At 44.9% G+C, this 12,303-nt stretch carries 13 protein-coding genes; 10 read left to right on the top strand and 3 right to left on the bottom strand.

The window, feature by feature from the left end; translation table 11 throughout:
* Positions 1 to 245 precede the first annotated feature (245 nt).
* Both MY7_RS17680 and MY7_RS17675 read right to left on the bottom strand, forming a co-directional pair.
* Positions 246 to 1,163 (bottom strand): DMT family transporter, encoded by a 918-nt coding sequence (locus MY7_RS17680; protein WP_007615014.1) that lies wholly within the window; start codon positions 1,161 to 1,163, stop codon positions 246 to 248.
* 182 nt (positions 1,164 to 1,345) lie between these two features.
* A complete protein-coding gene (locus MY7_RS17675; RefSeq protein WP_004393053.1) occupies positions 1,346 to 2,275 on the bottom strand; it encodes a manganese-dependent inorganic pyrophosphatase in 930 nt (309 codons plus the stop codon).
* A 206-nt stretch (positions 2,276 to 2,481) separates the two neighbouring features.
* Between MY7_RS17675 and MY7_RS17670 the strand changes: the two genes are divergently transcribed.
* Positions 2,482 to 2,853 (top strand): winged helix-turn-helix transcriptional regulator, encoded by a 372-nt coding sequence (locus MY7_RS17670; RefSeq protein WP_007615010.1) that lies wholly within the window; start codon positions 2,482 to 2,484, stop codon positions 2,851 to 2,853.
* A 36-nt stretch (positions 2,854 to 2,889) separates the two neighbouring features.
* Here the strand turns inward: MY7_RS17670 and MY7_RS17665 are convergent, their stop codons facing one another.
* The gene (locus MY7_RS17665) at positions 2,890 to 3,375 is read right to left on the bottom strand and encodes a spore coat protein (RefSeq protein WP_029325783.1); all 486 of its coding nucleotides are present in this window, start codon (positions 3,373 to 3,375) and stop codon (positions 2,890 to 2,892) included.
* Positions 3,376 to 3,508: 133 nt separating this feature from the next.
* Between MY7_RS17665 and MY7_RS19650 the strand changes: the two genes are divergently transcribed.
* The 9 genes from MY7_RS19650 (at position 3,509) to MY7_RS17620 (ending at position 12,301) form a co-directional block, all read left to right on the top strand.
* Positions 3,509 to 3,661, top strand: a complete 153-nt coding sequence (locus MY7_RS19650) for a hypothetical protein (protein WP_004393059.1) — start codon at positions 3,509 to 3,511, stop codon at positions 3,659 to 3,661.
* 243 nt (positions 3,662 to 3,904) lie between these two features.
* Positions 3,905 to 4,840: a YybS family protein gene (locus tag MY7_RS17655; RefSeq protein ID WP_007615002.1), complete on the top strand. Its 936-nt coding sequence runs from the start codon at positions 3,905 to 3,907 to the stop codon at positions 4,838 to 4,840.
* Between the two features lie 30 nt (positions 4,841 to 4,870).
* Positions 4,871 to 6,850: a DHH family phosphoesterase gene (locus tag MY7_RS17650; protein WP_007615000.1), complete on the top strand. Its 1,980-nt coding sequence runs from the start codon at positions 4,871 to 4,873 to the stop codon at positions 6,848 to 6,850.
* Positions 6,847 to 7,296: a 50S ribosomal protein L9 gene (rplI, locus tag MY7_RS17645; RefSeq protein ID WP_004393063.1), complete on the top strand. Its 450-nt coding sequence runs from the start codon at positions 6,847 to 6,849 to the stop codon at positions 7,294 to 7,296. The genes MY7_RS17650 and rplI overlap by 4 nt, the downstream gene beginning before the upstream one ends.
* Positions 7,297 to 7,302: 6 nt before the next feature.
* The gene (locus tag MY7_RS17640) at positions 7,303 to 8,001 is read left to right on the top strand and encodes a kinase (protein ID WP_007614998.1); all 699 of its coding nucleotides are present in this window, start codon (positions 7,303 to 7,305) and stop codon (positions 7,999 to 8,001) included.
* Positions 8,002 to 8,088: 87 nt separating this feature from the next.
* The gene (locus MY7_RS17635) at positions 8,089 to 8,745 is read left to right on the top strand and encodes a PIG-L deacetylase family protein (RefSeq protein WP_007407908.1); all 657 of its coding nucleotides are present in this window, start codon (positions 8,089 to 8,091) and stop codon (positions 8,743 to 8,745) included.
* A complete protein-coding gene (locus MY7_RS17630; RefSeq protein ID WP_007614991.1) occupies positions 8,742 to 10,076 on the top strand; it encodes a glycosyltransferase family 4 protein in 1,335 nt (444 codons plus the stop codon). Before MY7_RS17635 ends, MY7_RS17630 begins: the two co-directional genes overlap by 4 nt.
* Positions 10,066 to 11,253 carry a carboxylate--amine ligase gene (locus MY7_RS17625; protein ID WP_007614989.1) on the top strand — a complete coding sequence of 396 codons (1,188 nt, stop codon included), beginning with the start codon at positions 10,066 to 10,068 and terminating at the stop codon, positions 11,251 to 11,253. The genes MY7_RS17630 and MY7_RS17625 overlap by 11 nt, the downstream gene beginning before the upstream one ends.
* Positions 11,246 to 12,301 carry a phosphotransferase gene (locus MY7_RS17620; RefSeq protein ID WP_007614987.1) on the top strand — a complete coding sequence of 352 codons (1,056 nt, stop codon included), beginning with the start codon at positions 11,246 to 11,248 and terminating at the stop codon, positions 12,299 to 12,301. The genes MY7_RS17625 and MY7_RS17620 overlap by 8 nt, the downstream gene beginning before the upstream one ends.
* Positions 12,302 to 12,303: the final 2 nt, after the last annotated feature.

Genomic DNA, 12,303 nt, shown 5'->3' with positions numbered 1-12,303 from the left:
TGTAAGGGGTGACGCCAAAGAATACACTTTGCCCTTAACACATTTTAGGTCTTGCCTGCTTTATCAGTAACAATCCTGCATGATTTACTTGTCGACATCATTCTATTAGACTCTGATTCTATTGACAACTGGTCTATTTTCCTCTTTTGGATGATAGTAAAATGAAAAAAGGCCTTTTAATATATGGGCAATTGAGACTAAGGGGTGCTCTGGGCCTAGGAAAAAACCTCTCTAAAAAAGAGAGGTTATTTTTTCTTGATAGATAATAAAGCGATGGTGGCTAAAATCAGCAAAGTACCCAGCCATTCTGATATTCCGAAGGGAACATGCAGCCAGATAACAGCTAAAAAAGCTGCCGACAGCGGCTCTGCACAGGCGAGCAGGCTGGTTTCAGAGGCACTCAGATATTTCAGGCTTTCCAAGTAGCAATAAAAAGCGATGAGCGTTCCGAAAATGATGATAAACACAATCGCGGCGTATGCCGGCAAGGACCACTCGCCTTCAAATTTCCAGGGCGGGCGGATCAAGCTGAGGGCGGCTCCGCCGATCAGCATGCCCCATCCGACAATAATGGCCGATCCCCATTTCTTCAGCAGACGATGCGGCTGAAGGGTGTAAAACGCCAGTGCAAACGCCGAACTGATGCCCCAAAAGACGGCCAGACCGGATATGGACAGGCTTCCGACATTCCCGTGCGTGACCAAAATGAATGTGCCGGCAACCGCCAATAAGACGGCCAGAAGCTCTTTTGCTGAAGGAATTCTCTTTGCGCGAATCGCTAAAAAGCATGTAATGATCGCTGGTCCTAAATACTGAAGAACGGTAGCAGCGGCCGCGTTGCCGTACTCAATTGCCGCGAAGTAGGTGTATTGAACGCCTAACATTCCGAAAATCCCGAATAAAAGAAGGGGAATTCTGTCCTGTCTGTCTTTCCAAACAGCCCATATCCGTCCTTTTTCTTTGCGGTACGCGATGCCGAGCAGAAGCGCCCCTGACACCAGAAGGCGCACCGAAGTCAGCCATTCTGTATTAAAGTGGCGGTGCTGGAACAGATACTGGGCAACCGTTCCCGAGACCCCCCATAAGATAGCTCCTGTCAGCACAAGCCAAATGCCTGTTGTTCGTGAATAAGAAAGAGCAGCGTGTTTTTCCAGGATAGACACCCCCGATTCTGATGTTGCGACATTAACTTACAGTAATTAGAAAATGAACTTCTTGCATGTGATATATTATATATTGTATATTGAATTCCGTCAAAATGATTTTTGGAGAAAGCGCTTACGAAACGGCCGTCTGATGAATGAGCAATAAAAAAACACCCCGGCGGGTTTCCGGGGTGTGTTGGTTATTCTGCAATCGCGTCTGTTAAAACAGGAACGACTTGTTTCTTTCTGGATACGACGCCTTTTAAAAGAGCCGTGTTGTTTTCTAAAGTCACGTTGAATGCTTTTTCCACTTTTGACGCTTGATCACCGATGGCAAGCGCAAGGGAATCGTTTTCCAGAATATCCGTAATCACGAGAAGGAACAGGTCAAGGTTCTTCTCGGCAATTACTTTTGAAAGAGCCGCTTCTAATTCCGGCTGCCGCTTTTTAACATCTTCAATATCAACTGTGTTGACTTGGGCGATTTCGACTTTTTTGCTGCCGAGCGTGAACTCTTTCGCATCTAGAGAAATCAGTTCTTCCACAGTTTTTTTGCTTAAGTCGGCGCCCGCTTTCAGCATGTTTAAGCCGTACTCTTCCGCATCTACGCCGGCAATTTCAGCAAGCTCTTTTGCCGCTGCGATATCTTGCTCCGTGCAAGTCGGAGATTTAAATAACAGAGAGTCGGAAATGATTGCTGACAGCATGAGGCCTGCAATTTCTTTCTCGATTTTCACGTTATTTTCTTTGTACATTTTGTTTAAGATCGTAGCCGTACAGCCGACCGGCTCAGCACGGTAGTAAAGAGGTTCCGCTGTTTCGAAGTTGGCGATACGGTGGTGGTCGATAACTTCAAGAACCTGAACGTCTTCGATATCCTTGATGCTTTGCTGGCGTTCATTGTGGTCAACAAGGATGACGCCGTTTACTTCGTTTGCGGCTGTTTCCACCAAACGCGGGCTTTCCTGCTTGAAATAATCAAGCGCGTATTGTGTTTCGCCGTTGACTTGTCCGAGGCGGACGGGCTCAGCATTGAAGCCGAGTTTATTTTTTAGATCAGCGTAGGCAATGGCAGAGCAAATGGTATCTGTGTCTGGGTTTTGATGTCCGAAAATAAGAATTTTTTCCATAATAACTCCTTGTCCTTTTTTGTAGTATAAACAATCTTTTTATAGTTTAACACGTCTTGCGGAGGGTGTAATCTTCAAAACCTTAAAAATTGATGTGAAAATGAAGCATTTTTGTTGAGAGGTGGGGAGGGTTGCGAGTAAAATACTGGGTAAGTCAGATGCTAATCAGCATATAGTATCAAAAAAGGTACTATGGAGGATGAAAAATGAACATATATCCGAATAAAGAAGGTTGTCCGGTTGAACTGACGCTTTCCGTTATCGGCGGAAAGTGGAAGGGTATTTTGTTTTATCATATGATCGGCGGAAAAAAGCGGTTTAATGAGTTTCGGCGCATTTGCCCCAGCATTACGCAGCGTATGCTGACGCTTCAGCTTCGCGAGCTTGAGGCGGACGGCATCGTGCATCGCGAGGTATATCAGCAGGTGCCTCCAAAGGTGGAGTATTCTCTTACCGAATTCGGCAGGTCGCTGGAACCGATCGTTTTGCAAATGAAGAAATGGGGAGATGCCAACCGGGAGTTTCTCGAGGCATACCGGGAAAAAACGTCTCCTCAAGATCAGTCCGCTCAAAAATAAGAAGCAGCAAAGGATTAAATTCCTTGCTGCTTTTTTTTATTTCATCGCGATGGCTTTTCTGGCGTTGCGCACGTCATTCTTCAGCAATTCGCTCAGGTTGTAAGCCGGATATTGACCGCGTTCTTCCATATACTCAAAGACCATTTGGTGCCACTTGATGGCCGCGTTTAAGTGCTTGACGAAAACGTGTCTTAATTGAGGTGTGGCCGTCTCTGTAATGGCTCCGGCGTAATTGCGCACAGACGTTTTGGCCAGGATGAGCAGGCCGCCGCTGTAAAACGCGGAATCAGCGCGCTCTTCTGTTTCATCCTCACGAAAAGCGGGAGCTTCAGGGAAGAAGGGAAGCAGTTCACGCAGATTTTGTTCCAGCGAATGGATGGAAAATCTGTAAAGCTGTTTTAATCTGGCATCGCTTACGTCCCGCTCTGTTCTTTTTAATTTCACAAGTCCGTTTGCCTGGAAAGCTACTAACTCATGCAGTTCTAACGTTTCATGCCATGCTAATGTTCTCCGCTCAGTCATGGTGTAAGAATCTCCTTTATCCTTCATTTTCACTTTCAGCATATGCCCCGGTCCCGATGTTGTTCCTGATGTTTTGAAGTTTCCAGAAAGGGAAAATCAATGTAAAGGAAATACGAAATAGAGGTGAAACTATATGTGGGACATGATAAAGAACTTCTTCCTTTTCAGCAGCGGGGTTTTGCAGGCGACCACTCTCTTACTTATCGTTATCGTCTTGTTATATGTACGAAAAACCAAAAAGAAAAACAGAGATACTTCTGGTTTCATGGATGATCAGGATCACTGATACAACGGGCATTCTTTCACTGGGATGTCCGTTTGTCTGTTTTCATGTTTCACATGGAACATTGAGGCTGTCCGCGCTCATTTTACTTGCGATTTCGACTTATGTTAAAATATATACGTGTATTTTGGAGAGTTTATGGAAAATTCAGGTCTTGAAAGAGACATTGCGGCGTCAAAAGAGCAGTCGTCTAAGCTGCTCTTTTCTATTCGTATGTTCGAATGATACAAGGTTTGAGGTGAGTAAGTGAAAAATACAAGGGCTCTAATAGAAGGCGCCATTTTGATCAGTATTTTTGCAATCATTTCCCTTTTGGTCGTGTACCTCCCTTTACTGGGGGCAATTCTTCTCTTTGCTTTGCCGCTGCCGATCATTCTTTACACCATTCGGCACGGTCTGAAGCCCGGGGTATGGATGGGGCTTGCCAGCCTTCCTGTCAGCTTTATTGTAAGTTCGTTTACCGGGCTTACAGGCGCTTTTACGGCAGCCTGTACGGGAATCGCCATGGGATATTATTTTAAAAAGAAACAGCCCGGCTATGCGGTTGCTGCCGGCGCTATGGCGTATGTGCTGTGCGGCGTCGTTTTTTTTGTGGTCAGCATCGTGTTTCTTAATATGAATGTGGTTGATACCACCATGTCCCAGCTTCGGGAGTCGCTGTCTGTGGCTGATACCATGTCAAAACAGCTGGGTTACGGGGACCAGTTCGGGAAGCAGATCAAGCTGATGGAAAGTCAGCTGAGCACGGTTCAATATCTTTTTCCGACAGTGCTCGTATTGACCGGCATCGTTTTTTCTTTCCTCAGTTATGCTATGGCAAGGCCGCTTTTACGGCGATTTTCCCCTGATCTTCCGAAGATGAAGCCTTTTAGAGAGCTCAAACTCCCGCAAAGCGTTGTCATTCTGTATTTTATTGTGACGATATTAGGGTTTCTGCCGTTAGAAAAAGGGCATATGCTGTATTCGGTTTCATTGAATGGGGGATTTATTCTCAGCTTGCTGATTTGTATTCAAGGATTAGCGTTTATTTTTTTCTATTGCCGCGAAATGGAGATGCCGAAAGCCGTTCCTGTATTAGCAATTGTGCTGGGGGTGCTTTTTCCGCTCATCTTGTCCGTGTATCTCCTCTTAGGCATCATTGACATAGGATTTAACATAAGAAATAAGGTGACGCGAAATTGAGTGTGACTTACAGGTGGGGAGTTGATAGAAATGCCTAGTTTTTATGAAAAACCGTTGTTTCGGTATCCCATCTATGCATTGATTGCATTGTCAATCATCATAATCCTCATCAGCATTTACTTTAACTGGCTGATAGGAGCCATCGGCGTTGTGCTGCTCGCCGTGATCCTGTTTTTCATTAAGCGTGCGGATTCTCTGATCAGAAAAGAAATTGACGATTATATCTCCACGTTATCGTATAGATTGAAAAAAGTAGGCGAAGAGGCATTAATGGAAATGCCTATCGGGATTATGCTGTTTAATGATCAATATTACATTGAGTGGGCGAATCCGTTTTTGTCTTCCTGTTTTAATGAAAGCACGCTCGTCGGACGCTCGCTGTATGACACATGTGAGGCCGTCGTGCCGCTGATCAAGCAGGAGGTCGATTCGGAAACGATCACCTTGAATGAGCGGAAGTTTAAAGTAGTGATTAAAAGAGATGAGCGCCTGCTTTATTTCTTTGATGTGACAGAACAGATTCAGATTGAAAAGCAGTACGAAAATGAGAGAACCGTGCTGGCATATATCTTCTTAGATAACTATGATGACGTTACACAGGGGCTGGACGACCAAACGAGAAGCACGATGAACAGCCAGGTCACCTCATTATTAAATGCGTGGGCGCAGGAGTACGGCATTTTTCTGAAACGGACGTCCTCGGAGCGGTTTATCGCGGTGTTAAATGAACACATTTTAACGGAGCTTGAAAACGCGAAATTTTCGATTTTGGATGAAATCCGAGAAAAAACAGCCGTCCACACTGTATCATTGACCCTCAGCATCGGGATCGGCGCATCGGTTTCTTCCTTGAAGGAGCTTGGAGATCTGGCGCAGTCCAGCCTCGATTTGGCTCTCGGCCGCGGAGGCGACCAAGTGGCGATCAAAATGCCGAACGGCAAGGTGAAATTTTACGGCGGCAAAACGAATCCGATGGAGAAGCGCACAAGGGTGCGCGCCCGGGTGATTTCTCACGCGCTCAAGGAAATTGTCTCAGAAAGCAGCAATGTCATTATCATGGGGCACAAATTTCCTGATATGGACGCGGTCGGAGCCGCAATCGGAATATTGAAGGTGGCGCAGGCCAACGGCAAAGAAGGCTACATCGTCATTGATCCGAACCAGATCGGATCAAGCGTTCAGCGCCTGATTGAAGAAATTAAGAAATATGAAGAGCTGTGGTCGCGGTTCATCACGCCGGAAGAGGCGATGGAAATTTCAAATGACGACACGCTGCTTGTCGTCGTTGATACACATAAACCATCCCTTGTGATGGAAGAGCGTCTCGTGAACAAAATCGAGCACATCGTTGTGATTGACCACCACCGCAGAGGCGAGGAATTTATTAAAGACCCGCTGCTCGTTTATATGGAGCCATACGCTTCATCCACCGCAGAACTCGTGACGGAGCTGCTTGAATACCAGCCGAAGCGGCTCAAAATCAATATGATTGAAGCGACGGCCCTGTTAGCTGGTATAATAGTGGATACGAAGAGCTTTTCCCTTCGCACGGGCTCGCGGACGTTCGACGCCGCTTCTTATTTGAGAGCGAAAGGCGCAGATACGGTTCTGGTGCAGAAAGTTCTCAAAGAATCCGTCGGTTCTTATATCAAGCGGGCGAAACTGATCCAGCATACGTCTCTTTATAAAGAACATATCGCGATTGCTTCTCTTCCTGAGAACGAAGAGGAGTACTTTGACCAGGTGCTGATTGCGCAGGCGGCTGATTCACTCTTATCGATGAGTGAAGTGGAAGCTTCATTTGCGGTAGCCAGACGGGATGAGCATACGGTGTGCATCAGTGCGAGATCGCTGGGCGAGGTCAATGTGCAGATTATTATGGAGGCGCTGGATGGCGGAGGGCATTTAACCAATGCGGCAACCCAGTTATCGGGCATTTCTGTCTCAGAAGCGCTCGTCCGGCTGAAGGAAGCCATTGATGAATATTTTGAGGGAGGCGTTCAGAGATGAAGGTTATTTTCTTACAAGATGTAAAAGGTAAAGGAAAAAAAGGCGAAATGAAAAACGTAGCAGACGGTTATGCACATAACTTTCTCATTAAAAAAGGCCTCGCTGTCGAAGCAAATGCGACAAACATCAGCGCATTGAAAGGACAGAAAGAAAAAGAGAAAAAAGAAGCGATTGCCGAGCTTGAAAGAGCCAAAGATTTGAAAGAAACGCTTGAACAGCTGACTGTTGAGCTGAGTGCCAAATCCGGTGAAGGCGGCCGTCTATTCGGATCTGTCACAAGCAAACAAATTGCAGAAGCGCTGCAAAAAACGCATAAGATTAAAGTGGATAAACGGAAACTGGAGCTCCAAGACGGTATCCGCACACTGGGATATACAAACGTTCCTGTAAAGCTGCACCCTGAAGTTCAGGCTGTGCTGAAGGTTCACGTAAAAGAAGAAGCGTAATACACAATGAAAAACCCGCCGATCCGGCGGGTTTTTTTCATGTCAGCAGACGGCGCAGCGCAAGAAAATGATGAGATTGTTTCATTTCCGATCATCACCAGATTGCATATTATATTACATCATAACGAAGGATGTGTCGGTATGAAACGATTTTTTTCTGAAACATATTTTAATAATCCGGAGAATAAAAAGGCGCTGGAGCACTATCCGCTGATCGGTGACGGAAAAGACGGGGAAGTCTATCGCTTAACACACAACAAATGCGTAAAATACTTCTTTGAAAAAGGGACATGCAAGAAGGAATTGGCAGCTTTAAAGACCGGACAAGGTTCCCCGGTGATTCCAAGACTGTATGAATACGGAGATCGTTATATTGTGATGGAATATGTCCAAGGCACCTCTCTTGCCCGCCATATCAAAAAAGAAAAATCCCTGTCCGTCAAACTGACTGCTGATATTTTAAATATGCTGGATGAATTAAAGAAAATCGGTTTTACCAGATGGGATGCCGAAATCAGGCACATTCTGATCAATGAACACGGAAATCTTAAGGTCATCGACCATAAAAGAGCTTTTTCCGCCATTACCCGGTTTCCCGTAAAACTATTAAAAGGACTGGACAAATACGGCTTGGCGGATGAGTTTTTGAACACTATAAAAAAATTAAATCCGTCACGTTACCTGGAATGGCAGCCGCACATGTAAGTTTCTGAAAATCCGCACATGTAAGTTTCCTTTTTTTAGGGTCGTCATATGATATTTGTAACATTTGTTTGGTGGAGTGTGGAAAAAATGGCAGAATACATTATGGTTATCGGCGCTCATCCCGATGATGAACTATTGGGATCAGCGGGCACCATAAAACGGCTGATCAATGAAGGATATAAAGTGATTTCCGTTATTACGGCATTAGGAAGAAAAGAAGAAGCTCATCATATTAAACAATTAGGCGAACGCGCGAATCAAGAGCTTGGAATTGAGAAAGTCATCTTTTTGGAGCACACGAATTTAGAGCTGGAATGTATCCCTCTTCATAAGCTTGTCAAAGAATTAGAGCAGCTCATTCGCGTCTATCAGCCTGACAAAATCTTTACACATCATTACGGCGATATCAATATGGACCACCAGAGAACATTCCAAGCAGTTTTAACAGCCGCCAGACCGCTTCCGAATCAAAAGCCTATCGAACTGCTTACGTTCGAAACGCTATCTTCAAGCGAGTGGGAGAGAAATACGGCTGATAAACTCTTCAAGCCCAATTACTTCGTCAATATCACAGACACAATGGATGCCAAACTCGCGGCGCTTCACCACTATGACGTAGAAATGAGGGATTACCCTCATCCCCGTTCATATGAAGGCGTAAAACATTTAGGAAAAGTCAGAGGGATGACGGCGGGTGTGGAATACGCCGAAGCTTTTGAAGTCGTGCGGAGGATCTGGAAATGAACAAGACATTTTCCGTCCCCTATCCGTATATGGTTCAAACGCTTGACCGCTACTACGGAGTCAAAACGCCCCGGCAAAAAAAGACGGCGGTAAAGACACAGTTGAAACACGATCATCATATTCCGCGAGTATACAGGAAAAAAAAGAAGTTATCCATTTTGATTGCCACGTTTTGGGACTACCCGCACACGGGCGGTTTATCAAACTATATTAAAACGCTTAGTGAAGGACTGAAAAAAAGAGGTCATAAGGTGGATGTCATATCCCCTAATCTGTTTCCGTCCGCGCAGGTAAAAGAACTGCGGGCGGCTGTTGTTCCGAAATTAAAAGATTTCTTTAAAGACAGATATGGGGATTATAACGATCATATTTTGAAAAATAATCGGCTGATGTTTATATACGAGCAAATGCTTCAAAAGATTCATTTGGAAAGATATGATGTGTTCCACGCTCAAGATTTATTTACGGCCAATATGTTAGGCAGGTTCAATCAAATCTATAAAAAACCTTTATTTTTCACACCGCATGGCATGTTCACTTTCAACAGACTTAAATTTCACATCTTTAAAAAAGGATCGGTAGAAGAGTTTTATTATAAAAAACTAGAGATGAAAGCCATTGAATACGCAGATCGCCTGATTATTATCAGCGATACGTTCCGCAGCCCGCTCATGAAGCTCGGAGCCGAACAGGAAGACATGACAACGGTGATCACAGGAATCGATTACGATGCCAAAACAGGCGGGAAAAGAAAAATCCCGGTACCGAAAAATAAGATCATCATCTCGTGTATTGCAAGATTAGGCCCGAGAAAAGGTCACAAATATTTACTGGACGCACTTTCGAGAATTCCATCTGATGTACTTGAGCATGTTGAAGTGCTGATCGCGGGCGACGGAGAGATGAGGAGCGCCTTAGAGGAACAGGCTCGAAAACTGAATCTATCTATGGTTTCCTTTTTAGGAAAAAGAGATGATGTTCCCGCTATTTTGAATATGACGGACATATTCGTACTGCCGACCATTAATGATAGCCTGCCTATTTCGATTATTGAAGCGATGTTCAGCGGCTCGGCTATCATCGCGACCGATTGCGGGGGTATTCCGGATCTGATCCGCCATAACAAAACGGGGCTTATTGTCGAGCCGGGAAATGCAAAGGTTCTTGCCCGGGCTTTAGCGTTTTTTATCACTAACAAATCTGCGCGGAAGATAGCTGCTTCAAACGCAAGGGCCTACGCGGAGAAATATTTAAGCAGTGATCCGATGATAAAAAATATCGAATCGATTTATCAAAATACCAACAGCTCGGAGGGAGATCATGAAACATGAACATGCAGCCGTTGTACTTGATTTCAGTGCAAACGGGATTGGGATCATTCGCAGTCTGGCCCGAAGAGGAATCGATGTTTACGCGTTTGACACGGAGGGACCTTATCGTATCGGAAAATCAAGATTGGCAGATTGCGGGATATGTCCCAGCCCTTTAACACAAGAGGAAGAACTGCTGACATTTCTGACTGATTTCGGGAAGCGATTCCAAGCAAAGCCGGTTCTGTACGCAGGATCTGATGATTATGCGGGATTTATATCTAAATTCCGCGAGACATTAGCCGGTTTTTTTTTATTTTTGCTCCCGAGCCACTCTCTGTTAGAAACGGTTTTAGATAAAAGCAAAGCATATGAATTAGCGGTCAAGCATAACATCCCCTGCCCGAAAACCTTTTTTCCGAACAACCAGGATGAGCTGGAAGAGGCCATCGCCAATATTGACTTCCCGTGTATTTTAAAACCGGTGGCCGGCCATGAATACAGAAAAAAAGTAAACAAAAAAGCAATTGTAATGAAGGATGCCGCACAATTGCGCAAGGAGTTCAGCTCCTACAGAGAAAATGGAGAACTGCTCGTGCAGGAGATCATCCCCGGAGACAACCAGTGTTTTTATAAAGTCGCCACTTTTTATGATGACCAAATGAAATTAATGGGCTTGTTCTCTCTGCAAAAGAACCATCAATTCCCTGCAGATTTTGGCGCGGGGGCCCACGTCGTCAGCAAACGGCTTCCTGATTTGATCGAGAAGACCCTGCCGTTTTTTGAAGCGATTCAGCTGAAGGGAGTAGGCATGGCGGAATTTAAAAAGGACCCCCGGGACAATGTTTACAAGTTTATCGAAATTAATCCGCGCTTTTGGCTCAGCCATAGCCTGACAGAACCGGCAGGCGTTCATTTCGTTTACATGTACTATCTGTATTTGACCGGACAGCATGTGAAGCCCCAGCTCGAACAAAAAGACGGAATCAACTGGATTTATGAGGTGCGTTACTTCTTAACGTTTTTGAAGAAACGAAAAAGAGGAGAAATGACGTTCCGGGATTTTTGGAAAGGGTGTAAAGGAAAAAAAGAGTACGCTCTTTTTGCTTGGAATGACCCGATGCCATTTATCAGAAACACTTGGTCTCATCTCAAAAACAGCTGGAAACGGAAGCGGAAGGAAGATCGGCATGTATGAAAAGGATCTTTTGTATGGCGCATTTCAAAAACTGAGAATTGACGAAAAACTGTCGTATTCGTTCGGTGAAAGGGCTGCGGTGAATCCGGATGACATCACATGTCTGAAATCGACGGACAGAAGCGCCATTTATAAACTGTTTGTAAAGAAAAAATCCGGAACTGTTCCGCTGATATTGAAAGTATATAAATCTTCCCGTGAAAAAAATAAGGTCGAGATTAATATATACGGGAAAGCCCGTTCTGTTTTAGGGGATTTGCTGCCGGACATCTATCATATAGAAGAAAGTGACCATGAAACGTGGATATTTATGGAGTTTGTCAGCCAGGTCAGGGGACAGCTTACATTTCACCCGAAGCATTTCAAGTATATTATTCCGTCTGTCGCAGAACTGCACAGCCGCACCTTTGAAAACAAGAATATTTCTGACGGTAAATGGCGGCCGTGGCTGCCGGTATACGAATCGGAAACCATGAGAAAAGGGCGTAAAAAGCAGATCAAAAAGACAGCGGAATTATTGGATAGAGCTCTTAAAGATGAGCGCACAAAAGATATCGTGAAGCCTCATTATCGGCAAATCACAAACTTGCTTGAGCAGGAGGAGCCGGATTTTTTCCCTGAATTGATACAAAACGGCTCAGCCATCACACACGGTGATCTTCATATGCAGAATATCTGCACCCACGATGCGTCCGGACATGAACCGTGGGATATTCAATTCATCGATTGGGAATCCGCAAAATACGCGCCGGTTTGGTTTGATATGACGGTGCTGGTCGAAATTCTGCTTGGCTTCAGAAAAGATTGGAGCCGGCACGCAGAAGATATTCGGACGTATTGCGTAAAAGTGTATACGATAGAAATGAAAAAGCGGGGCATTCATTTTCAGACCCCTCCTTTGACGCTTTATAAAATGGCTTATTTGCAGAGAACACTTGAGAAAGGGCTTCATACCCAATTGCGGAGAATCTTCGACAATCGGGGAGGGGAACTGCTGCCGTATCATGTTGACAAAGTGTCAAAATGGAGACGGGAATTAGGATTATAATT

Origin of the sequence: Bacillus sp. 5B6 (assembly GCF_000259405.1) — a bacterium.
In the GTDB taxonomy this organism is placed as follows: domain Bacteria; phylum Bacillota; class Bacilli; order Bacillales; family Bacillaceae; genus Bacillus; species Bacillus velezensis.
The sequence above is the reverse complement of the archived record's forward strand: the minus strand, read 5'-3'. Positions and strand labels throughout refer to the sequence as shown.